This is a genomic window from Streptomyces sp. NBC_01775 (assembly GCF_035917675.1).
GTDB lineage: Bacteria > Actinomycetota > Actinomycetes > Streptomycetales > Streptomycetaceae > Streptomyces.
In genome coordinates, this window is record NZ_CP109104.1 from 3,515,109 (window position 1) to 3,538,446 (window position 23,338).

21 protein-coding genes and 2 pseudogenes are annotated in these 23,338 nt (G+C 71.7%); 9 read left to right on the forward strand and 14 right to left on the reverse strand.

Features of this window, described 5'->3' with window-relative positions; all coding sequences use genetic code 11:
* Positions 1-115: 115 nt before the first annotated feature.
* The 4 genes from OHB04_RS15605 to OHB04_RS15620 all read right to left on the reverse strand — a co-directional run bounded on the left by OHB04_RS15605 (position 116) and on the right by OHB04_RS15620 (position 2,979).
* Positions 116-793 (reverse strand): NADase-type glycan-binding domain-containing protein, encoded by a 678-nt coding sequence (locus OHB04_RS15605; RefSeq protein WP_326807646.1) that lies wholly within the window; start codon positions 791-793, stop codon positions 116-118.
* Positions 794-875: 82 nt separating this feature from the next.
* The gene (locus tag OHB04_RS15610) at positions 876-1,673 is read right to left on the reverse strand and encodes a hypothetical protein (protein WP_326809613.1); all 798 of its coding nucleotides are present in this window, start codon (positions 1,671-1,673) and stop codon (positions 876-878) included.
* Positions 1,670-2,320 (reverse strand): DUF4255 domain-containing protein, encoded by a 651-nt coding sequence (locus OHB04_RS15615; protein ID WP_326807647.1) that lies wholly within the window; start codon positions 2,318-2,320, stop codon positions 1,670-1,672. Before OHB04_RS15615 ends, OHB04_RS15610 begins: the two co-directional genes overlap by 4 nt.
* A complete protein-coding gene (locus OHB04_RS15620; RefSeq protein WP_326807648.1) occupies positions 2,317-2,979 on the reverse strand; it encodes a helix-turn-helix transcriptional regulator in 663 nt (220 codons plus the stop codon). The genes OHB04_RS15615 and OHB04_RS15620 overlap by 4 nt, the downstream gene beginning before the upstream one ends.
* 981 nt (positions 2,980-3,960) lie before the next feature.
* Here OHB04_RS15620 and OHB04_RS41825 point away from each other — a divergent pair.
* The 4 genes and pseudogenes from OHB04_RS41825 to OHB04_RS15635 all read left to right on the forward strand — a co-directional run.
* Positions 3,961-4,131, forward strand: a pseudogene (locus tag OHB04_RS41825) (LysR family transcriptional regulator); the annotation flags it as partial.
* Between the two features lie 185 nt (positions 4,132-4,316).
* Positions 4,317-4,913 (forward strand): annotated as a pseudogene (locus OHB04_RS15625) (LysR substrate-binding domain-containing protein); the annotation flags it as partial.
* A gap of 231 nt (positions 4,914-5,144) precedes the next feature.
* A complete protein-coding gene (locus OHB04_RS15630) occupies positions 5,145-7,259 on the forward strand; it encodes an ATP-binding protein (protein WP_326807649.1) in 2,115 nt (704 codons plus the stop codon).
* 68 nt (positions 7,260-7,327) lie between these two features.
* Positions 7,328-7,591, forward strand: coding sequence for a hypothetical protein (locus OHB04_RS15635; RefSeq protein WP_326807650.1), 264 nt, complete (start codon positions 7,328-7,330; stop codon positions 7,589-7,591).
* Positions 7,592-7,726: 135 nt separating this feature from the next.
* Here the strand turns inward: OHB04_RS15635 and OHB04_RS15640 are convergent, their stop codons facing one another.
* From OHB04_RS15640 to OHB04_RS15670, 7 genes are all read right to left on the reverse strand, one after another.
* Positions 7,727-10,288 (reverse strand): ABC transporter permease, encoded by a 2,562-nt coding sequence (locus OHB04_RS15640; protein WP_326807651.1) that lies wholly within the window; start codon positions 10,286-10,288, stop codon positions 7,727-7,729.
* The gene (locus tag OHB04_RS15645) at positions 10,285-11,088 is read right to left on the reverse strand and encodes an ABC transporter ATP-binding protein (protein WP_326807652.1); all 804 of its coding nucleotides are present in this window, start codon (positions 11,086-11,088) and stop codon (positions 10,285-10,287) included. Before OHB04_RS15645 ends, OHB04_RS15640 begins: the two co-directional genes overlap by 4 nt.
* A gap of 41 nt (positions 11,089-11,129) precedes the next feature.
* Entirely contained in the window at positions 11,130-11,573 is a 444-nt protein-coding gene (locus tag OHB04_RS15650; RefSeq protein ID WP_326807653.1) for a hypothetical protein, read from the reverse strand.
* A gap of 247 nt (positions 11,574-11,820) precedes the next feature.
* A complete protein-coding gene (locus OHB04_RS15655; protein ID WP_326807654.1) occupies positions 11,821-12,519 on the reverse strand; it encodes a response regulator transcription factor in 699 nt (232 codons plus the stop codon).
* Complete coding sequence (locus OHB04_RS15660) at positions 12,516-13,721, reverse strand: sensor histidine kinase (protein ID WP_326807655.1); 1,206 nt, start codon at positions 13,719-13,721, stop codon at positions 12,516-12,518. Before OHB04_RS15660 ends, OHB04_RS15655 begins: the two co-directional genes overlap by 4 nt.
* A gap of 99 nt (positions 13,722-13,820) precedes the next feature.
* Entirely contained in the window at positions 13,821-14,423 is a 603-nt protein-coding gene (locus OHB04_RS15665) for a Uma2 family endonuclease (protein ID WP_326688305.1), read from the reverse strand.
* A 90-nt stretch (positions 14,424-14,513) separates the two neighbouring features.
* Positions 14,514-15,689, reverse strand: coding sequence for a hypothetical protein (locus OHB04_RS15670; protein ID WP_326688306.1), 1,176 nt, complete (start codon positions 15,687-15,689; stop codon positions 14,514-14,516).
* Positions 15,690-16,100: 411 nt separating this feature from the next.
* Here OHB04_RS15670 and OHB04_RS15675 point away from each other — a divergent pair, with 411 nt between their 5' ends.
* Positions 16,101-17,297 (forward strand): cystathionine gamma-synthase, encoded by a 1,197-nt coding sequence (locus OHB04_RS15675; protein WP_326807656.1) that lies wholly within the window; start codon positions 16,101-16,103, stop codon positions 17,295-17,297.
* A gap of 330 nt (positions 17,298-17,627) precedes the next feature.
* A complete protein-coding gene (locus tag OHB04_RS15680) occupies positions 17,628-18,242 on the forward strand; it encodes a hypothetical protein (RefSeq protein WP_326688308.1) in 615 nt (204 codons plus the stop codon).
* A gap of 158 nt (positions 18,243-18,400) precedes the next feature.
* Here OHB04_RS15680 and OHB04_RS15685 read toward each other — a convergent pair whose 3' ends face one another.
* From OHB04_RS15685 to OHB04_RS15695, 3 genes are read right to left on the reverse strand one after another with little or no spacing between them, the layout of a single operon-like run.
* The gene (locus tag OHB04_RS15685) at positions 18,401-18,652 is read right to left on the reverse strand and encodes a hypothetical protein (RefSeq protein WP_326807657.1); all 252 of its coding nucleotides are present in this window, start codon (positions 18,650-18,652) and stop codon (positions 18,401-18,403) included.
* Positions 18,649-19,107, reverse strand: coding sequence for a sigma factor-like helix-turn-helix DNA-binding protein (locus OHB04_RS15690; protein ID WP_326688310.1), 459 nt, complete (start codon positions 19,105-19,107; stop codon positions 18,649-18,651). The genes OHB04_RS15685 and OHB04_RS15690 overlap by 4 nt, the downstream gene beginning before the upstream one ends.
* A 43-nt stretch (positions 19,108-19,150) precedes the next feature.
* Positions 19,151-19,738, reverse strand: coding sequence for a MarR family winged helix-turn-helix transcriptional regulator (locus OHB04_RS15695; RefSeq protein ID WP_405805259.1), 588 nt, complete (start codon positions 19,736-19,738; stop codon positions 19,151-19,153).
* Positions 19,739-19,963: 225 nt separating this feature from the next.
* Here OHB04_RS15695 and ilvA point away from each other — a divergent pair, with 225 nt between their 5' ends.
* The 3 genes from ilvA to OHB04_RS15710 all read left to right on the forward strand — a co-directional run bounded on the left by ilvA (position 19,964) and on the right by OHB04_RS15710 (position 23,291).
* On the forward strand, positions 19,964-21,202 hold the full coding sequence (gene ilvA / locus OHB04_RS15700) for a threonine ammonia-lyase (RefSeq protein ID WP_326807658.1): 1,239 nt from the start codon (positions 19,964-19,966) through the stop codon (positions 21,200-21,202).
* A 203-nt stretch (positions 21,203-21,405) separates the two neighbouring features.
* Positions 21,406-22,431 (forward strand): ATP-binding cassette domain-containing protein, encoded by a 1,026-nt coding sequence (locus OHB04_RS15705; protein WP_326807659.1) that lies wholly within the window; start codon positions 21,406-21,408, stop codon positions 22,429-22,431.
* A complete protein-coding gene (locus OHB04_RS15710; protein ID WP_326688314.1) occupies positions 22,428-23,291 on the forward strand; it encodes an ABC transporter permease in 864 nt (287 codons plus the stop codon). Before OHB04_RS15705 ends, OHB04_RS15710 begins: the two co-directional genes overlap by 4 nt.
* Positions 23,292-23,338 lie beyond the last annotated feature (47 nt).

The following is a 23,338-nucleotide window of genomic DNA, read 5'->3' on the forward strand; positions in this document are numbered from 1 at the left end:
AGCAGGAAGGCGCACACAGCACGTGGCCCGCAGGCAGCCGAAGCCACTCCGGCGGCCGGTCCGCCAACGCCTCACCGACCCGAGGCGTTGCCGGCGTTCCGACCGCCGGTGGGGGTCATGAGTTACGGGTGTTGGAAGGGCCGAAGAACTCGATCTCGGCGATGGACACCTGCTTCTCGGCGTCGGCCCGGTAGGCCGAACGGATCGTGAAGCGGACCGCGGTGACGTTCTGGGCGCGGAAGGGGCGGCGCTGGAAGCCGGTGCCGTCGTCGAGGACGATCTCCCTGGTGGTCGTCTTGCCGTCGTCCGTGGTGATGCGGGCGTCGATGCGGTGCGGGAGGGCGGACTTCCCCTGGTCCTCGGCGTGGGTGGACCGGCCCGGCGTGATACCGATGTCCAGCAGGCGCACCGGATCCTGGAAGCGGGCCTCCAGCCATTCGCCCTCGGCGGACTGGGTGATCCCCGGTCCCCACCAGGAGTTGCTGACCACGTCGAACGCCTTGTCCGGGCCGTGTCCGGAGTACGAGCGGGACGCCTTGTAGTAGTCCGGGGCGAGCGGGGCGCGCTTGGAGAAGTGGTCGCGTACCGCGCTGACGGCCCGCGGGGTCTGGAACAGGGCCCAGGCCACCAGGGCCAGTACCACCGCGAGGCCCACCCAGCGCAGGACGCGGCCCAGTTGGCGGCGCAGGCGGGGGCGGTCGCCGGCCCAGGGCGCCTCCCTGTTGCGGTGGTCGAGCATCCGTCGCCACCAGGGGCGGAGGGCCGGGTTCTCCGGGCCCTGCGCCATCGGCATGGCGCACCGGGCGCAGAAGTGACGGTCGGGGCGGTTGGCGAGATGGCACCAGGGACACGCGATGCCGCCCTGGTTCTCCGGCTCACCCGGGACGCGGACCTCCGGCCGGGCGGGAGCCGGGCGGCCCGGGAGGACCGGGGATACGGCCGGGGGGCGCTCCGGTTCGCCCTGGGGATCGGCCACCGGGACCAGAAGGGCCCTCGCCCGGTCGGCGTCGGTGGTGGAGGCGTGGGGCGTGGAGGGCGGGGGTGGCGTGGGGGGTGCGGGTGGCGTGGAGGGTGCGGGTGGCGTGGGGGGCGGGGGTGGCGTGGGGGCCGTGGGGCTCACGGGGGGTATGGGGGCCGTGGAGATGTTGTCCGGGTGGGTTCCGGGAGTGGCGGCGGGGCTGTTTCCGGTGGCGCCCGGGGCGGCGGGGACGGCAGGGGACGTCCAGCTCGGTCAGGCCCAGGTGGAGGGCGAGCCAGTGCAGGCGGTCGCCCTCACTCGGCAACTCGGCATCACGCGGCTCGGCATCACTCGGCTCGTCGTCACTCGGCAACTCGTCGTCACGCGGCTCGGCATCACGCGGCTCGTCGTCACGCGAGGGCTCGTCGTCGGAGCCCTCGGCGGTGTGCCCAGCCCCCGCGTCGCCCTCCGGCGGCAGCGGGTCGGCTGACCGCCGCAGATGGTGGCGTACGGCCTCGTCGGACAGGTACAGGCCGCGCAGCGGGTCGTCGGCGGTGGGGTCGCCGACGCTGCGCCGTTCGACCAGGTCGGCGACGCGGGTCCGCAGCCGGGCGAGCCGGGCGAGCAGCGCGTCGGCTGGGTCGTCGGCGCGGGTGTCGGGCGAAGTACGGAGGTCGGACGAAGAGCGGGTGTCGGGCGAAGTGCTGTCGGTCACGGGGTACGTGCTCCCGTGGTCGGCAGGCCCAAGTGGCGGGGCTGGTGCATGCGGTCGTCGTCCTCCAGGGGGCCGTCCAGTTCGCGGGTGCGCACCACGGCACCCTCGGTGACCGGCGGTCCGGCGTCGTAGTCGGGGTGGGCGGGGAACGGCACGGTGATCACGAGGTCCAGTGAGGGCTTGAGCATGCCGCCCAGCGCGGACCAGATCTCGGCCAGGGAGCGGGACTCGGTCTGGATTCCGACGACCGTGAGCGGCACGGTGAGATCGAGCGCCGCGAGTGGCTCCGGAAGCATCTCGGGCGACAGCAGCTCATGGGGCATCAGGGTGGCCAGCGCCGCCGAGAGCAGGCGGTGTTCGTCCTCGGGCCGCTTGGTCCAGGCGGTGAGGAGGTACGACAGCCGGAACCAGCGCGGGGCCTGCCGCCGGCGCAGGATGACCCCCCGTTCGTCGCGGACGGCGCTCGTGCCGCGTTCGCGCCGCTTGACGTCCTCCCGTATGTCGTACAGGTAGGCGTCCAGGGTCGGGGCGTTGCGCCGGGCCGACCAATCGCGGGTCGGCGCGTCGAAGGCGATCTCGATGTCGGTGCCGGTCAGGGCGCCGCCCTGGAGCAACGTGCGCAGCAGCCCGTCGACTTCGTGAATCACGAGATGTACCCCTCGCGCAGTGCGTAGGCCACGGCGTGTGCGCGATTGCGCAGATCCAGCCGGGTGGTGAGTCCTTGCATGATGTTCTTGACGGTCCGTTCCGAATAGGACAACTTGCTGGCGACTTCCCCGGTGCCCATTCCCTCCGCGACCAGCCGCAGGACGTCGATCTCGCGCGGGGTGAGGCCGGAGCGCTGGGTTCCGGGGTGGTTGGCCACCCCCGGCCGCAGCGCGCCGACCTGGTTGATCAGCCGGCCGAGGAGGTCGGCGGGCAGGTCGCCGCCGCCGTGGAAGGCCGCGGTCACGGCTTTCAGCAGCCGGCCGCCGGTGGCCTCGTGCCGCCAGAGGATGGCACCGACGCCGCATTCGATGACGTCCAGCAGCTCCGCCTCGCGGATCAGGTTCACCACCAGGACGGGGTGCAGACCCTCGCTGCGGACGAGTCTGCGCAGCCGGGAGAGCAGGGCCTGGTCGGGCGATTCGGCGAGCAGTACGGCCACGCCGTCGCCCTGGGCGGCGGCCTCGTCGACGAGGTCGATCTCCGGGTGCCGCCGGAGCTGGCTGATCGTTCCTTCCCGTGAGATCGGATCCGGCGCATGGACCACGACGGGAATCCTTTTCTCGGGATCCACCGTCGCCAACTGGAAAGTGCCGTGCAATGTTCCTCCCCTGTCGCAGCGACAGTACGACAGTGCGCGATATCGACCGCACAACCACAACTCTTTTTACCACTTCTATATTTTCCGGACCTGCTCCAGGGAATCGCTCAAGAAAATACTCAAGAAAGTGCTCAAGAAAGTGCTCGGAAAAGTGCCCGGCGAACTGCTCACCGGGTGTTCACCGAGAGCGCCCGCCCACGAGACGACCCCGGAACGCCCACTGGTTCTGACCGGTGTCGCGCGGAGGCAGGCCGCGTGTCGCGCGGAGGCAGGTCGCGCAGGCCGGTCGTGCGGGCGTCTCGAACGAGGCCCTCGACCCGGGCCGCTGTCGGTGCCGCAGATTCGAGTGCGGCGATCGGGGAAATTGCGACAGCATTCCTCGAACGACCGGCGACACAATTTCGCCTGGGCGTTGTCTGTCGTCCGAATTCCATGGCCGAACCCGCACTCGACCAGGAATACGACGTCCTCCAGGTCCCGCTCCCGGTCACGACCGCTCAGCGCCTGACGGATCAGCCATTCGCTGTGGCCGGAGCCGTAGAGACCGCCGGTGCCGAGAAGGGGGTCACCGGAATCGAGGTAGGTGTGGATGATGCGCACACCCCGTTTCGTCGTCGGTGGGGCCGGGATTGCCGACAGGCCGTCCCGTAGCCCCACGCGGGCGGTCTCACCGAGCGGACCGTGCCGCTACGCGGAAGAGCGCGGCGACGAGTCATGCCGATGACCTCCTGATGTCTCCCTGGGCGACCGCAACAGGACATCACGAAGACCCACCGGGATCATCAGTCAAGATTGTTGTGAACCATGCGCCCGCCCGGCTACGTCTGGATGTTCAGCAAGGTAAGTGGGGATCGGGGAGCGCAGCCGGGATCACGGCGCGGGAGCAGGGAACCGACGGCCGGGCACCACGCCTGCCGGCGCGCGACGAGTTCGTGGGGCGTGACCAGGTAGATGCCGGTGAGCGTCGGGACAGGAGGTTCGATGGAGATCCGCTTGCTGCGCTACGTGGTGACCCTGGCCGAGGAACTGCATTTCGGGCGGGCGGCCGGACGGCATCACATCTCGCAGCAGCCCTTCGGGCAGTACATCCGGCGTCTCGAACGCGAGGTAGGGGCTTCGCTGTTCGAGCGGACCAGCCGACGGGTGACCCCGACCCCGGCGGGTATGCGGCTCGTCGCCGAGGCCCGGGTGCTGCTCGACGCGGTGGATCAGCTCGCCGAGCACGCCAGGTCCGAGGGGGCGGGACGGGACGGGCGGACGCTGCGCCTCGGGGTGCTCGGATTCGGAGCGGGGCAGAAATGGGATGACCTGCGTGCGGCGCTGAGCGTCAGGTACCCGGGCTGCGCGTCGATTACGTCGACCTGGACTGGGCCACGCAATATCGCGCCGTGCTCGACCGCACCGTGGACGCCGGGATCATGTGGCACGCCGGCCAGGTGGACGGGCTGCGGTCCGACGTCGTCTTGTCGACACCCCGCGTCGCGGTGGTGCCGTCCCGGTCGCTGCTTGCCGACGCCACGTCGCTGACCATGGACGATGTCGCCGATGGGCCATGGCTGGCGACCCCGCCCCTGAGCTCGGCGCTGCGCGAATGGCTCGGACCCGCCGCCGAGCCGGGGCCGAAAGCGCCAGTCGTCCGTCAGCCGGCCGCCATCCCGCCCGCTGTCGCCACCAGCGGATACATCGCGCTGCACGCGGAGGTGGCACGCGACTTCTATCCGCGCCCCGACGTGCGGTTCGTTCCCTTGGGGGGAGATGCCGTGGAGATCGCCGTCGTCACACGCGCCGACGACAGGCGGCCGACCATCGCCGCCCTCCGGCGAGCGGCGCGCTTCACTCGCGACGGCGCCGCCCGGCCCCTGCCGGTCGCCGAACCCCTGCCGGTCGCCGAACCCCTGCCGGTCTCCAGGAAAGGCAGCCGCCGCAACGGATAGAGCCTGCCGAGATCGCGCACAGTGAGAAGCGACTACGCAGGGCCGACCACCCCGGCTTCCAGGTCCAGCCGTGTCGGCGGGCCGCACGCGCCTGGGGCCCGCGAGACAACCGTGCGGCCGTCGTCCCGCGGTACGCACACGCGGAGACGACCCGGTGCGACGACCCGGTGCTCTTCTTCACGAGACCACCCTCTGCCTGTGACCCCGGGTCCGGGCTCACAAGGAAGTTGTATGACTCACCGTGACCGTGACAGCCGCCTGCCCGTGAGCCTGGGTGAGCACCTACGAGCCGCGCGGCGGCGTGCCTTCGTCGGACGCGCGCGTGAACTGGCCCTGTTCCGCTCGGCGCTCGACGCCGCCGCGGACTCCTTCGCCGTGCTCTTCCTGACCGGCCCGGGCGGGGTCGGCAAGTCGTCGCTGGTGCGGCGCTTCGCCGACGAGGCGAGCGCGGCCGGACGGACGGTGGTCGAGCTCGAAGGACACAGCGGCGAGAGCTCCCCCGCGTCGTTCGAGGCCGACGCCGCCGAGGTGATCACCGCCGACAGACCGGTGCTGCTGATCGACACGTTCGAGCAGTACCGGTCGATCGAGGGCTGGCTGCGTGACCGGTTCCTCCCCCGGCTGCCCCAGGGGTCCGTGGTGGTGCTCGCGGGACGAGAACCGCCCGCGGACGTCTGGCGGACCGACCCCGGCTGGGCCGAGGTCATGCGGGTCGTCCAGCTGCCTGACCTGTCCCGCGACGAGGCGGTCTCCATGCTGACGACGCGCGGTGTGCCGCCCGAACAGCACCTTGCCGTCCTCGCCTTCGCGGGCGGACATCCGCTCGCCCTGTCGCTGGCCGCCGAGGTGGTACGGGCGGACAGCCGCGGAGGTGGCCCGTGGACACCGACCCAGGACGTGATCGGCACACTGGTGTCCCGGCTGGTCGGCGAGGTGCCCTCGGCGATCCACCGGCAGGCCCTGGAGATCTGCGCCCATGTGCACATGACCACCGAGGAGTTGCTGCGGGCCGTCCTGCCCGAGGCCGATGCGGGGGCCCTGTTCGCCTGGCTTCGGGGGCTGCCGTTCATCGAGACGGGCCTGTACGGGATCTTTCCGCACGACATGGTGCGCGAGATCCTGGACGCCGATCTGCGCTGGCGCGATCCACAGCGCTACGACACCATGCGCCACCAGGTCCTCAGCCATCTCATCGAGCAGGTGCGAAAGGCCCACAGCGGGCCCGGACGCACCACGGGCCGGGCGGTGCGCAGCCTTTCGCTCGCCGTGCTCCACCTCCAGCGCGACGGGTTCACCGGCAACTGGTTCGGCGGCAACCGGAAGCACGAGGTGTACGAGGACGCCATGCGGCCCGGCGACCGGGACGCGGTGCTGGAACTGACCGCCCGGGACGGCCCGGAGGAGGCCGTGGCCACCGTCCGCCACTGGCTCTGCCAACAGCCCGAGTCCTTCTACGTCTACCGGCACGCGGTCTCGGGCAAGACGGTCGGCTTCATGTCCTGGTTGCGGCTCACCGAGGCCCGGACGGCGGACCTCGACGCGGATCCCGTGATCGCGTCGGCCTGGGAGTATCTGCGGCGGAAGGCGCCGCTGGAGCCGGGGGACCATCTGGGAATCGCCCGGTTCATGGTGCGGACCGAGCCGAACCCCTCCCCGGAGGGGGACCTCATCAGCGAGCGGACCATGCTCGAACTCCTCGTCGGCGACGGCCTGGCCTGGACGTTCGTGGTGCTGGACGACATAGAGCCGTTCCGGTCGTCCGAGTACGTCACCGACCTGGACGCCCCGGCCCCGGTCCGCATCGGCGGCCGGCTCTACGGGCTCTTCGGCCACGACCAGCGGACGATGCCGCCCGACGCCCTGCTCCGGCAGATCTTCCGGTTCGACTCCAGCGGCGGGGAGGCGGTGGAGGCGGAGGCGGGGGAACCCGCCGCCGGGCAGGCACCGCCCGTCCGGGAGCGGCTGCCCCGCTCCGAGTTCGACGCCGCGGTACGGAGCGCGCTGCGCTCCTGGCACCACCCCGACGCGCTGGCGGCCAGTTCCCTCCTGCGCACCGGGCTGGTGGCCGCCGATGCCCCCGACCCCGTGGCGTCGTTGCGGGGCGTCCTGGCCGAGGCGGTCGGGAAAGTGCGCGAGGACCGGCAGGGGGAAAAGCTCCACCGGGCGATGGCGACAACCTTCTTCGACGGCGCCCCGACCCAAGAGGCCGCGGCGGAACGGCTCGGCGTACCGTTCAGCACCTACCGCCGTCACCTCACCCGCGGCCTCGCCCGAGTCTGCGAACTCCTGTGGTACCGGGAACCGTCGGGCGACGAGCGGCCCCCGGATCCCCCGGCCGGCGGGTGATCAGTTCGGTGACACCGAGGGTCCCTCGTTGTCGTCGAGACAGCCCTCGCCATCGCCCCCCGGCTGGCATGAAGCTCCAGAAGGACGGCTCGATCACGGCGGTCAGCAGCGGTCTACTGACCGGCAAACCCGCCAAGATCCAGCACATAAAGCCCCGCGACGGCTGGAAGGAAGCCACGGTGAGCGTCACCGACGCCGTCAAGGACCCCATCACCAGCGACGTCACCGTGGGACCGGGCGGGACGACGTACGCGCTCAGCGGTGGGCTGGCCCAGTTCCTCGGAGGCAAGCCCAACGACGGATTCACCCTGACCCCCGTCAAGACCGATTGAGCCGGAGGCCGTTCCCCGGACGATCCGCGGGCACCAAGCGTGCGGCCTGTCCCGGAGTCGGCATCGTGCGGTAGATCCCTCCCACGGGCGGGCTACCGCACTCCCGCTTGTGCCGCGCCCCCGCCCCGGCACGGGTCATTCGCCGGTGCCCAACGCGGCGACCGGGCTGACCCGGGCCGCGCGGCGGGCCGGCAGCAGCCCGGTGAGCGCCGTGAGCGCCGTCAACCCGACGAAGACGCCCACCAGTTGCCCGTACGGCAGGTCCAGCGGAGCGCCGAGGTTCAGCACCCGGATCGCCAGCCAGGCGTAGGGCACGCCGAGGGCCAGTCCCAGGACGCTGCCCAGGACGCCGTACAGGCCCGCCTCGGCACCGATCATGGTGCGCAGCCCGGCACGGCCGAGTCCCAGTGCACGCAGCAGGCCCGACTCGCGGGTGCGTTCCAGCACGGTGAGGCCGGTCGTGCTGGCGACGCCGACCACGGCGATCAGCACGGTGAGTCCGAGCAGCCCCAGCGCCGTGGTGGCCAGCAGGCTGATGTCGGCGTCGCTGCGTTCACGCTCCTCCGCGAGGACCTTCAGATGGACGTCGCCCTGGGCCCCGGCGGCCTTCGTGATCGCCTTCGCCGCCGCGTTGCGGCCCGCCTGCCCGCCCTCGGCGGCGTTGGCCAGGACATCGGTCGCCCGCGGCGGGGTGCCCGCCTTGTCGAGGTCGGCCGGTGCGAGGACCATGCCTGCGGTCAACGGGCCCTCATCGGGCAGTGTCGCGGCGACCGACGCGCGGATGCTGCCCTTCTTCGCCGCCTTGAGCGTGATGCTGTCGCCGGCCCGCACGCCGAGCTCCTCGGCGAGCGTCGCACCGAGGATCACCCGGCCGGGGCCGAAGTCCCGCACGTCCCCGGTGGCGGTGCGGATCTGCCGCAAGGACGGCAGCTCGCCCAGGTCCATGTCGGTGGCGGACACGCCGCCCGGTCCGGCCCCGCGGACGGAGACCTCGGCCGTTCGGTAGCTGGTCACGTCGGCGAGCTGCGGCAGCTTCTCGGCCCGGCGTACGAGATCGGGATCGAGGCCCTTCTCCGAGCCCTCCAGGTTGAAGTCCGCAGGCGCTTGGACGGCGAGCCGTCCGTCCGCGTAGCTCTGCATGCTGGTGATGCCGACGAGGGTGCCGGAGACCAGGGTGACACCGAGGGCGACGACCATCGACACGGCGGCGGCCCGGCGCGGGGCGCCGCCGACCCCGCTGACGGCAAGGTTGCCGGTGGGCCCGAGCCGCCGCAGCGGCCATCCGGCGCCGGCCAGCACCGGGCGGACCAGCAGCGGTCCGAGCGTGATGAGCGCGAGGAAGGCCAGCGTGCCCGACAGGACCGTCACCGTGAGATTGCCGGACGGCTCGTACGCCGGGTCGGCCCCTTCCGGCAACTGCCCGAGGACGACGCCGACGAGTCCGACGGCGGCCGTGGCGAGGACCAGCCCGATGCCGAGGCGTCCGCGGCCGACGCCGCGTTCGCCCGCCGAGGTGTCGGCGCTGCGCAGCGCCTGCAAGGGGGAGACACCGGCGGCGGAGACCGCCGGGGCGAGGACCGCGCCGACCGTCACCAGCACGGCGCCGGCCACCACCGCCAGCGCCGCCCCCACGGGCACCCCCGGTGCAGAGAGGTCCTGCCCGGCCGAGCCGGCGACCACCGGGGCGGCGTGACCGGCGCCGAGCGCCAGCAGGACGCCCGTCGTACCGGCGGCCAGTCCCACCACCGCCCCCTCGACGGCGAGGGCCCTCACGAGTTGGCGGCGGTGGGCCCCGATGGCACGCAGCAGAGCCAGTTGCCGCAGCCGCTGGGCGAAGACGATGCGGAACGTCGACGTCGCGACGAGGGCCGCAGCGATCACGGCGACGGCGAGGAACATCGCGATGATGCGGAAGAAGTCCACGTACTGCTGCACCGCGTCGTGCGCCTCCTCGGCCCGCACGGCAGTGCCGGTGGTGATCTCGACGTGGGTGCCGTGGTGGTCGAGCACCTGGGAGAGCCGCTTGGACAACGCATGTGCTGACACCCCGGGTTCGGCGCGGACGTCGAGCCGGTCGGAGCCCTTCACGCGGCTCATGGCGTTGATGGTGGCCGCGGGGGCGTACGCCGTCTCCATCCGGTCGGAGCGGGTCGCCACCACTCCGGTGACGGTCGCGGTGACCGTCCTGGTCCGCTCGGGGTCGTCGCCTCGCGGGAACGGCATGCGGAGGCGGTCACCTGGCTCGATGCCCCAGTGCCGCGCGGCCTGCTGGTTGACGGCCACCTCACGGTGACCGTCCGGGTACGCGCCCGCAGTGACCCGCACCCGGGACAGCCGACCCCGGCCCGGGTCCGCGTTCAGTTGCAGCAGGCGGTCGGAGACCCCGGCGAGCGACACCTGAGTCTCGGTGCGGGCAGTGGCCTCGGCCACGCCGGGCACCTTCCGGGCGGCTCCGGCCCCGGCTTCGGTGATGCCCGGGCCGCCCCCGTCCGGGCTCGCGATCAGGCTGGTCGCCGCCGGAGTGCCGCTGAAGTGGTCGAGGGTGGTCCGCTCCGTGATCTCCTGGGCCAGCACGGTGCCGAACACAACGAACGCGGCGATGAGCACCGACAGGCCGGTCAGGGCGAGACGGCCCGGGCGTTGCAGCATTCCGGCGAGTTGGGTGCGCAGCAGGGCAGTGTGCGGTCCCCCGCTCATCGGGCGTCCTCCGGGGCTCGGAGCGCCCGGGTGACCGTCGCCGGCGTCGGTGAGTCCAGGTCGTCGACGACCTCTCCGTCGGCTAGGACGACGACACGTTCGGCGTGGGCGGCGGCGCGCGGGTCGTGGGTCACCATGACGACGGTCTGGCCCAGATCGCGCACCGAGGCGCTCAGGAAGCCGAGCACTTCCGTTCCGGACCGTGAGTCCAGGTTGCCGGTGGGCTCGTCGGCGAAGACCACTGCGGGGCGCGGGGTCAACGCGCGGGCCAGCGCGACCCGTTGCTGCTGGCCTCCGGACAGCTCACCGGGCCGGTGGGTCAGCCGGTCGCGGAGGCCCAGCACACCGACGAGGTGGTCGAGGTGGGTCCGGTCCACGGGTCGGCCGGCCAGATCGAGCGGGAGCGTGATGTTGTCCAGCGCCGTCAGCTGTGGCAGCAGGTTGAACGACTGGAAGACGAAGCCGACCTTGTCGCGCCGCACCGTCGTCAGTGCGCGCTCCGACAGGCCGGTCAGTTCCGTCTCGTCGATCCGCACCCGTCCGGAGGTGGCGCCGTCGAGGCCGGCCAGGCAGTGCATCAGGGTGGACTTGCCGGAACCGGACGGGCCCATGATGGCGGTGAACCGGCCGCGGGCGAAGTCGACGGTCACCCCGTCCAGGGCCCGTACCGCGGTGTCGCCCTGACCGTAGACCTTGACCAGATCCTCCGCGCCGACGGCCGCGACACCGCCCTCGCTCCGCCCACGGGGCCCACTCCGCCGTGAGCTTCCGTCACGGCACTCAACTGCGTTGATATGCATGGTCTGTCTTCCCCTCACGGGCCGAATGTGCCGAGGAACGCTCAGGAACCGACCGGCGGGAATGTGAGAGTGCGCTTGGCGTCCTTGCAGTGCGAGTTGGCGGTGTCCGCCGTCTCCTTCTGCTTCGACTTCTTGGGGGCCGGGCCCTGCCCCTTGGCGTCTTCGGCGGCCCAGCTCTCGTACTTGGAGATCTGCAGCCCGAGGTAGCCGTCCCTCATCTTCTTGTGGCGCAGGTCCTGCGTGTCCTGCTGCCACTTCGTGACGGCGTCCTTGTCCTTGGGCAGGTTCCGTGTCTGGTCGACGATCTTCTGGGCCAGGGCGCAGTCGGCGGCCGATGCCTGGCTCGGCTGGCTGCGCTGCTGCCACCAGTAGGTACCGCCGCCGAGCGCCGCCAGGAACACGGCCGCGACAACGCCGAGCACCCAGGCCTTCCGGTTCCGCGGTGCCTTCGAGTCGATGGTGGTGTCGGTAGCGATGGCAGACATCAGAAGCCTCCGGAGAATTGTCGATGAGCGCTTGAAAGCGCTGGTCCGCGCTTGTCAGCGCTTGTTTGCGGTCTCGACAATCCTTGCTGCGGAGGGTGTTCCGGCGCGTCGGACCGGGACACGAATCCCGCGTCGGGGCCCGTACGACCGGGGTCGTACGGGGAGCGGAGGCCGGGTCCTCCACCGGTACAACGCCGCGGCCCGGCACCTCGATCGGGCCGCGACAGTCGGGAGGCGTCCGGCCGCGTCAGTCGGCGGGGCGGACCAGCCCCGTCTCGTACGCCAGCACGACGGCCTGCACCCGGTCGCGCAGCTCCAGCTTGGCGAGGATCCGCCCCAGGTGCGTCTTCACGGTCGTCTCGGCGACGTACAAGCGGGCGGCGATCTCGGAGTTGGACAGCCCCTGCGCGACCAGCTCCAGCACACCCCGCTCCCGCTCGGTCAAGGCGGCGAGCCGGGTGTCCTTCCGCTGCGGTTCCGGGGTCAACTGCCCGGCGAAACGGTCGAGCAGCCGCCGGGTCACCCGCGGCGCCACCACCGAATCACCCGTCGCCACCACGCGGATCGCGGAGAGGAAGTCCTGCGGCGGCACGTTCTTGAGCAGGAAACCGCTCGCGCCGGCCTGCAGCGCGGCGAACGCGTCCTCGTCGTTGTCGAACGTGGTGAGCACGAGCACCCTGGGCGGGTCCGGACGCTCGCCGAGCCGCCTGGTGGCCTCCACCCCGTCCATGACGGGCATACGAACGTCCATGACGACGACGTCGGCCGCGACCGTGTCCAGCAGCGCGAGAGCCTCGGACCCGTCGTCGGCCTCCGCGACGACGACGATGTCGGGCTGCGCGTCCAGAACCATGACGAACCCGGCGCGCACCAGTGGCTGGTCGTCCACGACGACCACCCGGATCGGCCCGCCCGCACCGCCGCTGCCCGTACCGCCGTCGCTCATGCCGCCGTCCTCACCGGAAGTTCGACTCTGACCTGCCAGCCCGGCCCGAGCCGGGGGCCCGCACTGAACCGGCCGCCGTACACATCGACCTGCTCCCGCATGCCCACCAGCCCGTTGCCGCCGGAGGCGGGCACCATTTCCGAGCCGGAGCCGACGCGCTGCCCGGCCCCGTCGTCGACGACCTCCAAGGCCGCGGTGTCCTCGTCGAAGGTGAGGGTGACGGCGACGTGGGCGCCGGGACCGGCGTGCCGCAGCGCGTTCGTCATGCCCTCCTGAACGATCCGGAAAAGCGTCAACTCACCGGCGTTCGAGAGCCCGGCGGGCTTGTCCCCGATACTCAGATCCACGTGCAGCCCGGCGGCGCGGGCCCGCTCCACCAGCGGTTCGAGATGGTCCAGACCCACCCGGCGGCGGTCCTCGTCGCCCTCGCCGCCGGGCTCCTTCCCGCCCCGCAGCACCTTGACGATGTGGTGCATGTCCTCCAACGCGTCCCGGCCGGTGGCCGCGATCGTCCGCAGCGCCTCCTGAGCCCTGCCCCTATCCGTCTCGATCGCGTAACTCGCCCCGTCCGCCTGCACGGTCATCACCGACAGGCTGTGCGCCACCACGTCGTGCAGCTCCCGAGCGATCGCGGCGCGCTCCTCGGCGGCGGCCAGCCGGGCGAGCTGCGCGCGCTCCCGCTCCGCGGTGACGGCACGCTCCTCCAGGACTGCCACGTACAGCCGGCGGGTCCGCAGCACGTACGCCGTCAGCCACACCCCCACGCAGAACCCGGCAACCATCAGACCCTCGTTGAGGGAGTCCTGGCTGCTCGCCGAGGTGCCGGAGGACTCGCCCCAGTACGCCACCGCGACCCCCAGCACGACGACGCCTCCCGCGGCGTACACCTTCCACATCTGCTCGGTATGGCTCACCACCGTCACCATTGCCACGAGCAGGGCTCCGTCGTACCCCGTGATCTCTCCCGCCAACGGCTCGCGGGGAAGTGCAGCCAGCAGATACTGCGTCAGGGCGAGAGCGGAGACGACCGCCATCACGGTCAGGGGAAGACGCCTGCGGAACACCACCGCCACCGCCATCGACAGCCCTATGAGCCAGTCGGCGCCGGTACCCTCGGACAGCGTCGAATAGGCGACCAGCCCGGCCAGTACCAGGTCGTATGCCCAGCGCATCCCCGACTTCGACGATATCCGGCCCAGCATGGCCGCCACTGTACAGCGGTGATCACACCGCGCGGCCGGCCCTGTTGCCGACAGCCCCGCTGACCTCACGCTCAGCAGCACCGGCGCCCCCGCCGCGGGCTACAGCTCGTCGACGGCCGTGAGATCGATGTCGATGTCGAACGGCTCGTCGAGCGTGAGCCGGCCGTGGAAGTTGCCCCGCAGGGTGTAGCCCTTGGCCACCGGGTCCAGTTCGTAGACCCGGACGACGGGATGCGGGCTCTCCCCGGCCCGCTCGACCAGCCAGAAGTGCGGGATGCCCGCGGCGGCGTACTTGCGCGGCTTGGTGTCGCGGTCGCGCTCCTCGGAGTCGGGCGAGACGACCTCGACGGCGAGCAGGACGTCGGCGGCGTGGTACCAGGTCTGGTCGGGCCCGTTGACCGACTCGGCCTTGACGACCGACACGTCCGGCTCAGGGCCGTTTCGTCTGTTGAGGACGACGGTCATCTCCCGCTTCACCCGGAGACGGTCCCTCGGCGCGGACGCCCGAAGCCCGCTGACCAGCAGGTCAATGACATCAGCGTGGAAGTTGCGTTGCGGACTCGCGAAGACCAGGCTCCCGTCGATCAGCTCTGTGTGCGGCGGGAGGTCCGGCAAGGTCAGCAGGTCGTCCACGGTGTAGCCGTCCGGCGGGGGCACCGGCCAGGTGATCGTGTTGATCTCGGGAGCCGGTTCAGCGGTCATGGTTCCTCCCATGGACGGATCCCGCACGCCTCTTCACGTTACCGGGAGCGATACAGGGGCCGCGGCACACGAAAGAGTGATCGACGGCCGTCAGTGCGGGGTGCGGGCGCCGCCGGTGGACTCGTAGCCCGCCACCGCCAGGGCGCGGTAGGCGGTGTAGGCGGAGGCGGGGTCGCCCTCGTCGACCCAGGGGACGGCGCCGACGTGGCCGTCGACCGCCGCGAGGGCCTCCAGCGCCTCTGCGTAGCGCTCGGCGCGGACCAGGAACCACACCAGCAGGTGCAGGATGTGCGGGCGGACGGGGTGGTCCTCCTCGACCTGGTCGACGGCGAACTCGGCGGCCTCGATGGCCTTGGTGACCTCCTCGCTCTGGTAGAGGCCGCGGACCAGGTTGACCTCGGGCAGGTGCTCGTAGACCGCGAACAGCGGGAGCGCCGGCAGCAAGGTGCCCTCGGGGGCGTGGGAGGCGGCGGTGCGCGCGAAGGCGTCGGCCTGCTCCTTGGACCCGGCCCACTTCGCCGACCAGTAGGGCAGCGCCGCCAGGTGAGCGCCCATGTGGTCGGGCGCCAGGCGGCGCACGGTCGACCAGAGGGACTCGAAGTCGGCCTCGCGGTATTCCAGGTGGCGGGCGATGAACAGCTCGGTCAGGTGGGGCGTGGGGTCGGCGGCGGCGAGCTCGGCCGCGTCGTGGGCGACGTTGCGCGCCTCCTCCAGGATGATGCGGCGATCGTCGGAGCCGCCGGGCTCGGCCAGGGCCTGGAAGACGAGGAACTGCGCGTACACCTGCGCGCCGCCCGGGTCGCGGGGCTGCTGGGCGCGCCAGTCCCGCAGCCAGCGCCCGTCCGCCCGCCGGGAGGGCCCCTCCTTGCTGAAGGAGACGGCGTCCTCGGCGGGACCGGCCTCCGGCACCCCCTGCTCCCGGGAGCGGGCCAGCTCCATCGCCGCGGCGCCCGCCAGCGACTGCACCCGCTGCCAGCGCAGCTCGTGCTCGTCACCGGTGAAGGCCAGCAGCCGCGCGACCGGCTGCCAGTCCTGGGTGCGCTGGGTCTCCTCCAGCGCGTCGACCAGTTCGCGGTCCGGCCCCGGCAGGCGCACGTCGAGCTGGTCGGAGGGCACGAAGCCGTAGCCCGCCGACGGGTCGAGGGCCTGCGCGAGCCCGCGCGCCCCGTCCCGGCTGCCTTGGCGCAGCTGCCTGCGGCGCATCGCGGGGTAGGCCACCGCACCGAAGATGGCGGCGAGGGCAATCAGGAGGAGCAGGGCTTCCATGGCGTCGGGTCTCCACGCTCGGGGGCGCCTCCCGGCCGAAGGCTGGGGGAGGGTCGGGTCGTCGGCTGGGCGGTCTGGCTGGCGCGGGCGGCCCGGCCGAGCCGCCCTGACTCCACCGTACGGCCCACTAGTGCCGTGACCGGCAGTGTTTGCCCGGAAGGAGCGTCGTCGTGGGGGCACCGCCCGCGCGAGCGGAGCCGAGCGTGGGGGAGCGTGCGATCGCAAGGCGGCCGGAAGCCCTTGATTGGGGTCTCCCCTGCTCGAACGAAGTTGAGAGCTTGGGGAAGGAGCTACCAGGGCTTTTGGCCAACGCGGCACTGGGGGCACCCCCTGCTCGGAGAGCTTGGGGGAGTGCGTGCCGGGCGGCGCGACGGGGCAAAGCTTGCCGGGAGGGGCACTAGTCTCGCCCCCATGAGTGAGCAGCGCGACAATGGCATCGAGAACGGCGGCGACGGCATCTCCGGCGTCCGCCCCGGAGGCTTCGAGACCCTCGCCATCCACGCGGGTCAGGCGGCCGATCCCACGACGGGGGCGGTCGTGCCGCCCATCCACCAGGTTTCCACCTACAAGCAGGACGGCGTCGGCGGGCTGCGCGGCGGCTACGAGTACAGCCGCTCGGCGAACCCGACCCGCACCGCGCTGGAGGAGAACCTCGCGGCGCTGGAGGGCGGCAGGCGAGGGCTGGCCTTCGCCTCGGGTCTGGCCGCCGAGGACTGCCTGCTGCGTACGCTTCTGACGCCCGGCGACCACGTCGTCATCCCCAACGACGCGTACGGCGGCACCTTCCGCCTCTTCGCGCGGGTCGCCGAGCGGTGGGGGGTGCAGTGGTCGGTGGCCGACTCCTCGGACCCGGCCGCCGTACGGGCAGCGCTGCGCGAGCGCACCAAGGCGGTGTGGGTGGAGACGCCCTCCAACCCGCTGCTGGGCATCACCGACATCGAGGCGGTCGCGGAGGTGGCGCACGGCGCCGGGGCGCGGCTGGTCGTGGACAACACCTTCGCCAGCCCCTACCTCCAGCAGCCGCTGGCGCTGGGCGCCGACGCCGTCGTGCACTCGACGACGAAGTACATGGGCGGTCACTCGGACGTGGTGGGCGGCGCGCTCGTCGTCTCCGACCCGGCGCTCGGCGACGAACTGGCCTTCCACCAGAACGCGATGGGCGCCATCGCGGGCCCCTTCGACTCGTGGCTGGTGATGCGCGGCATCAAGACGCTCGCGGTCCGCATGGACCGGCACGGCGCGAACGCGGCCCGCGTCGCCCAGCTCCTCCAGGCGCACCCGAGGGTGAGCGAGGTCTTCTACCCGGGCCTGCCCTCGCACCCGGGCCACGAGATCGCGGCCAAGCAGATGCGGGGCTTCGGCGGGATGGTGTCCTTCCGGGTGGCGGACGGCGAGGAGGCGGCGGTCCGCGTGTGCGACCGCGCACGGCTGTTCACCCTCGGTGAGTCCCTCGGCGGCGTCGAGTCCCTCATCGAACACCCGGGCCGCATGACCCACGCCTCGGCGGCGGGCTCAGCGCTGGAGGTCCCCGCCGATTTGGTGCGCCTCTCGGTCGGCATCGAGTCGGCGGACGATTTGCTGGCCGACCTGACCCAGGCCCTGGACTAGGAGCGTCCCTCGGGGGCACGGTCCACTCCCCCCTTCCCCCTTCACTGTGCCCCCTCTCCCCCGTGTCCCCCTCGTACGCGCGGCGTCACCCGGCCGCAGCTCCTCGCCGGGGGCCCCGGCCCGCGCCGCGAGCGCGAACAGCGGCGCTACGGCGCTGCGGCGCTACGGCTTCGGCGCCCGATTCCGTTGTTACCGAGTGCGGACACAAGTCGGTGAACAACTTCCGCCCGGGTGCCATCTCACAAGGTGTAGCGAACAGCAGAGCCGGCCGACCGCCCTGCGGAGCCGGCGAGAACACCGCATCCTGAGAGCCCATGGGGGACTTCCATCATGATCACTCGTCGTAACCGCCGCACTCGCCGTACCGTCCGTTCCGCCACCTTGGTGGCGGTGGCCGCCGCAGCGGCGTTCTCACTCACCGCTTGCCAGAGCGGGGACAACGACGCCTCCGGCTCTCAGAAGAAGACCTCCGCCTCCACCAAGGTCGAGGCGGGCTCGGGCAAGAACCAGACCGATGTGCGCACCAAGACAGCCTCCCAGGTCCGCACCAAGACCCTGGCGGACGGCAGCAAGGCCAAAATCTACAAGCTGGGCGACCAGCACTACCGGGCCAAGATCGTCAGCGACGGTGCGGTCACCGCGACGATGGAGACCAAGCCGCACGACGCCGGCCTCAACGCCAACGGCATGTTCGTCACCCTCACGCTGGGCGGCCAGATCCACTCCTGGATGGGCGGCGACGAGCAGGGACCCGGCACCTTCGACATCGAGGGCGGCTGGAAGGCCAAGGTCACAAAGGTCGGCGAAAACCACTTCCGCGCCAAGATCATCGGTCACGACGGTGTGGCCGCCACGATGGACGCGAACCAGCACGACGCCGGCCTCGACGCCAACGGCGTGCCCATCGTCCTCAGCGCCGGCGGCGTGATCAGCGCCCACGAGTAGGCGCTCCGAAAGGGGCGCGGTGCTGTGTCATACATGCGGCTCCGCCGCGTGGGCGCGCGCAACCTGGGAGTGCCGCCCTGCTCGAAGAGCTCGGGGGAGCACCCGCGGACGGCGAAACACACCAGCCCCCGCGGCGAGGCACCGAACCCCGACAAGCCCTACCAGCCGACCGTCGGCGACGTGTCCGGCGGCGGCTGAGCCCAGGGCTGGGCCGCGAGCGCCCAGCCCACCAGCACGGCGAGCCCCACCACCAGCACCAGCCAAAGTGCGGTCCGCAGGGCCCGGCGGCGCCTCAGCAGCCGGGCACCCCGCATGAGCGCCCGCTCCGCGAGATCCACAGGCACAGGCTTCCCGAGCGACTGCTCCAGCAGCCGCCGGACCTCGGTCTCCTTGCGGTCCGGCAAGCTCACCTCGGCGCCGCGCTCTCAAGCGGGCGGCTCAGCAGGGTCGCCATGGCGCGGGTGTGCAGCGCGCGCACCCTCTCGACGGGCAGGCCGAGCGCCGCGGCCACCTGCTCCTCCGCGACCCCTTCGAACAGCCGCAGCACCAGCACCAGGCGCTCCTGGGGCGGCAGTACGCCCAGCAGGCCACCGCGCGGCCGGCGGTAGCGCCATCCGGTGTGGGCGTAGCGCCGGGCGAGTTCCTGCCGGGTGCGCTCGTAGGGGTCCTCGCCGCGCAGTCGCGCCCAGTCGGCGTGCGTGTGCGCGAGGGCACCGACAAGGAGCCGCTGCGCTTCGGGCGCGGCTCCGGGCGGTTCGGCGGTCAGCAAGGTGGCGGCATGCAACAGCCTGCCGCCCGCGCCCGCGACGAATGCCTCGAACTCCCGGGCGCGGAGGCGCTCTTGCCGTGCCTGTCGCTCGCGCACGCCGCCTCCCGCCGCCTATAGGACGGCAGACGCGCTGATCAAATCAAGAGGCGGGAGCGTCCTGACCGCTCGCGGCGGGTGGCTGCGGGGGCTGCGCGAGGCTGGCGGGGTTCAGGCCGAGCATCGCGGTGTTGAACCGGGTCAGCAACTCGCAGAAAGTGCCGCGCTCCTCCGCCGTCCAGCCCTCGGTGATCAGCTCCATCAGCTGGCGCCGGGAGGAGCGGACCTCCTCCAGCCGGGAGTGGCCGCGCGGCGAGAGCTGGAGGACGACGGCGCGGCCGTCCTCCGGGTGGGAGGTCCGCTTGACCAGGCCCGACTCGACCAGCGGTGCGACCTGCCTGGTCACCGTCGAGGAGTCGATGCCCATGCCTGCGGCGAGCGCCTTGACGCCCATCGGACCTTCCTGGTCCAGCCGGTTGAGCAGCAGGTAGGCGGCGCGGTCCATGGAGTTACGGGCCTGGCCGAGGCCGCCGAGCCGGGTCTGTTCGGCGCGGCGCGCGTACACGGCGAGCTGGTGCTGGAGCGCGTCGAGCACCGGGGCCGCTTCGGGTCCTGAGAGGGCACTGCCTTCGGCAGGCACCGCGCGGTCGTCGTCTGTGGTGTCTGTCGTCATGTCCGGGTGCGTGGGCATGGCCGGTGTGCTCACTTCGTCGGTCTGCGGGAGATTTTGGGATTTACGGGTCTTCCGTGAGGTACGGAATCCGGGTGTGGTGGGGCACAGGGTACGCGGAGCGGGCGCAGCACGTACCTAGAGTGCGCAAACCAGTGACCAGAGCTGCCGGGAGTGAGCGGTGGTACCGGGGTACGGGCCTTACTCGTCCGGCGGGGTCCCCGCGGCTGCTGCGAGACTGGCGGCATGGTCACCAGCACAACGGGAGACACCGCGGCGTCACTCCCGGTCTCCTTGGACGATGTACGTCTCGCGCACAAGACGCTCTCGGGCGTCGCCCGTACGACCGCGCTGGAGGGCAGCCGTCACCTGTCCTCGCTGGTGGGCGCGCCCGTGCATCTCAAGTGCGAAAACCTCCAGCGCACCGGCTCGTTCAAGCTGCGCGGCGCCTATGTGCGCATCGCGGGGCTCTCGCACGAGGAGCGGCGGCGCGGGGTGGTGGCGGCGAGCGCGGGCAACCACGCGCAGGGCGTCGCGCTGGCGGCCACCTTGCTTGGCGTGGCCTCGACGGTCTTCATGCCGGTCGGCGCCCCGCTGCCCAAGGTGGCGGCCACCCAGGAGTACGGGGCACGCGTGCGGATGCACGGCCAGGTCGTCGACGAGACGCTGCAGGCCGCGCGGGAGTACGCGCGGGCCACGGGCGCCGTGTTCATCCACCCCTTCGACCACGCCGACGTGGTGGCGGGCCAGGGCACGGTGGGGCTGGAGCTGCTGGAACAGTGCCCCGAGGTGCGCACGATCGTGGTGGGCATGGGCGGTGGCGGGCTGATCGCGGGGATCGCGGTCGCGGTCAAGGCGCTGCGCCCCGACATCCGGCTGGTGGGCGTGCAGGCCGAGGGCGCCGCGGCGTATCCCCCGTCGCTGGCGGCCGGGAAGCCGGTGGCGCTGGACTCGGTCTCGACGATGGCCGACGGGATCAAGGTGGGCCTCCCCGGGGACATCCCGTTCGAAATCACTCGCGCTCTTGTGGACGAGGTCCGTACGGTGTCCGAAGACGCCCTCTCCAGCGCGCTGTTGCTGTGTCTTGAGCGGGCGAAGCTGGTGGTGGAGCCGGCCGGTGCGAGTCCGGTGGCCGCGCTGCTTTCGGAGCCCGGCGCGTTCCGGGGTCCGGTGGCGGCGGTGCTGTCCGGGGGGAACGTCGATCCACTGGTGCTCCAGCGGACGCTGCGGCACGGAATGGCGGCGGCCGGGCGCTATCTGTCGCTGCGGCTGCGGCTCTCCGACCGGCCGGGCGCGCTCGCCGCACTGATGGGCGAGTTGTCAGTGGCCGACGCTAACGTCTTGGACGTGAGCCATGTCCGGACCGATCCCCGGCTCGGGCTCGACGAGGTGGAGGTGGAGTTGCACCTGGAGACGAAGGGGCCCGAGCACTGCGTCGAGGTCGCCTCGTCACTGCGCGCGGCGGGCTACCGGGTCATGAGCTGACGTAGCCGCTGAACGGACGAGTCCGCTGATCAGAGCCCTGCAATAACGCGAGCTATCGCGTATCTCTTGACGCGATACATCGCGTCACCTCATACTGCTTGACGCCGGGCCCCGAGGCCCGTCGCCTCCTGTACATGCCGGAACTGTCCGGCAGATCTAGCATTTTCGTAGCATTCACTCGCCATACCTTTGGGAGTCCACCAATGCCAGGTGCCATTTACGCCGAGGGTCTGGTGAAGACCTTCGGCGACGTCACGGCTCTGGACGGCGTCGATCTCGACGTTCCCGAAAGCACCGTGCTGGGCCTGCTGGGGCCGAACGGCGCGGGCAAGACCACTGCGGTCCGGGTACTGACCACGCTCCTCCAGCCCGACAGCGGCCGGGCCGTCGTCGCGGGGATCGACGTGCTCAAGAACCCCACGGAGGTGCGCCGGTCCATCGGCCTGTCCGGCCAATTCGCCGCCGTGGACGAGTATCTGACGGGCCGTGAGAATCTCCAGATGGTCGGCCAGCTCTACCAGATGTCCGCGCGCGACGCGAAGAAGCGCGCGGGCGAGCTGCTGGAGCGCTTCAACCTCGCCGACGCGGCCGACCGTACGGCCAAGACGTACTCGGGCGGCATGCGCCGCCGCCTCGACCTCGCCGCCGCGCTGGTGGTCAGCCCGCCCGTGATGTTCATGGACGAGCCCACCACCGGCCTGGACCCGCGCAACAGGCAGCAGCTGTGGGAGGTCATCGAGGAACTGGTCGCCGGTGGCACGACGTTGCTGCTGACCACCCAGTATCTGGAGGAGGCCGACCGCCTCGCGCACGACATCGCGGTCGTCGACCACGGCAAGGTCATCGCGCGCGGCACCTCCGACCAGCTCAAGGCCCAGACGGGCGGCGAGCGCATCGAGGTCGTCGTCCACGAGCGCGAGCACATCGGCGCGGCCCGCGAGATCCTCGATCGCCACGGCCTGCACGGGACGGCGCAGGGGGGCTGCACCGTCGAGGAGCACACCCGCAAGCTGACCGTCCCCGTCGCCGGCGGCGCCAAGCTGCTGGCCGAGGTCATCAGGGAGCTGGACACCCGGGGCATCGAGATCGACGACATCGGCCTGCGCCGCCCCACCCTCGACGACGTCTTCATCTCCCTGACGGGCCACGCGGCCGAGGACGAGCCCAAGTCGAAGTCCGAGACCGCCAAGGACGACGCCGACACCGACACCGCGGAGACAGCGAAGTGAGCGCCACCACCAGACCAGCGCCGACGAGCGCGGCCCCCAGCGGTCGCGGCGGCTTCGCCCAGTCCGTCACCGACTCCCTGGTGATGGCCAAGCGCAACCTCATCCGCATGGTGCGCATCCCCGAGGTCGTCATCTTCGGCCTCATCCAGCCGATCATGTTCGTGGTGCTGTTCAGCTACGTCTTCGGCGGCTCGATCAAGGTCCCCGGAGCGGGCACCGACGCCGGGGCCTATCGCCAGTTCCTGATGGCGGGCATCTTCGCGCAGACCGTCACCTTCGCCACGGCGGGTGCGGGCGCGGGCATCGCGGAGGACATGCACAAGGGCCTCATCGACCGCTTCAGGTCCCTGCCCATGACCCGGGGCGCGGTCCTGACGGGGCGCACGCTCGCCGACCTCGTGCAGACGGCGCTGACACTGGTCGTCCTCGCCATCGTCGCCGCGATCGTCGGCTGGCGGGCGCACGACGGCATCCTCAACGCGCTGGCCGGCTTCGGGCTGCTGTTGCTGCTCGGATACGCCTTCACGTGGATCGGCGCGCTGATCGGGCTGACGGTACGGACGCCCGAGGCGGCCACCTCCGGCGGGCTGATCTGGCTGTTCCCGCTGACGTTCATCTCCGTCGCGTTCGTGCCCTCGCAGAACATGCCGGCGTTCTTGCAGCACGTCGCGGAATGGAACCCCTTCAGCGCGACGGTGGTCGCCTGCCGCGACCTGTTCGGCAACCTCCCGCCCCACTACCCCGTCCCCGACGCCTGGCCGATGCAGCACCCGGCGCTGGCCTCGCTGATCTGGTCCGTGGCGATCGTCTTGGTGTTCCGCACGCTCGCGGTACGCAAGTACCGGTCGGCGACGGTCTGAGCGCTCACGCTCAGGCGTCGCGCCGGGGGCACCTCCCGGACGGGCTC

What these genes read in the sequence shown, in the direction of transcription:
- OHB04_RS15705 (WP_326807659.1), top strand. Translation starts at nt 21,406, where the DNA reads ATGCCAGGTGCCATTTACGCCGAGGGTCTGGTGAAGACCTTCGGCGAC.
- OHB04_RS15640 (WP_326807651.1), bottom strand. Translation starts at nt 10,288, where the DNA reads ATGAGCGGGGGACCGCACACTGCCCTGCTGCGCACCCAACTCGCCGGA.
- OHB04_RS15680 (WP_326688308.1), top strand. Translation starts at nt 17,628, where the DNA reads ATGATCACTCGTCGTAACCGCCGCACTCGCCGTACCGTCCGTTCCGCC.
- OHB04_RS15675 (WP_326807656.1), top strand. Translation starts at nt 16,101, where the DNA reads ATGAGTGAGCAGCGCGACAATGGCATCGAGAACGGCGGCGACGGCATC.
- OHB04_RS15660 (WP_326807655.1), bottom strand. Translation starts at nt 13,721, where the DNA reads ATGCTGGGCCGGATATCGTCGAAGTCGGGGATGCGCTGGGCATACGAC.
- OHB04_RS15635 (WP_326807650.1), top strand. Translation starts at nt 7,328, where the DNA reads ATGAAGCTCCAGAAGGACGGCTCGATCACGGCGGTCAGCAGCGGTCTA.
- OHB04_RS15655 (WP_326807654.1), bottom strand. Translation starts at nt 12,519, where the DNA reads ATGAGCGACGGCGGTACGGGCAGCGGCGGTGCGGGCGGGCCGATCCGG.
- OHB04_RS15695 (WP_405805259.1), bottom strand. Translation starts at nt 19,738, where the DNA reads ATGCCCACGCACCCGGACATGACGACAGACACCACAGACGACGACCGC.
- OHB04_RS15605 (WP_326807646.1), bottom strand. Translation starts at nt 793, where the DNA reads ATGCCGATGGCGCAGGGCCCGGAGAACCCGGCCCTCCGCCCCTGGTGG.
- OHB04_RS15630 (WP_326807649.1), top strand. Translation starts at nt 5,145, where the DNA reads ATGACTCACCGTGACCGTGACAGCCGCCTGCCCGTGAGCCTGGGTGAG.
- OHB04_RS15650 (WP_326807653.1), bottom strand. Translation starts at nt 11,573, where the DNA reads ATGTCTGCCATCGCTACCGACACCACCATCGACTCGAAGGCACCGCGG.
- OHB04_RS15665 (WP_326688305.1), bottom strand. Translation starts at nt 14,423, where the DNA reads ATGACCGCTGAACCGGCTCCCGAGATCAACACGATCACCTGGCCGGTG.
- OHB04_RS15645 (WP_326807652.1), bottom strand. Translation starts at nt 11,088, where the DNA reads ATGCATATCAACGCAGTTGAGTGCCGTGACGGAAGCTCACGGCGGAGT.
- OHB04_RS15670 (WP_326688306.1), bottom strand. Translation starts at nt 15,689, where the DNA reads ATGGAAGCCCTGCTCCTCCTGATTGCCCTCGCCGCCATCTTCGGTGCG.
- ilvA (WP_326807658.1), top strand. Translation starts at nt 19,964, where the DNA reads ATGGTCACCAGCACAACGGGAGACACCGCGGCGTCACTCCCGGTCTCC.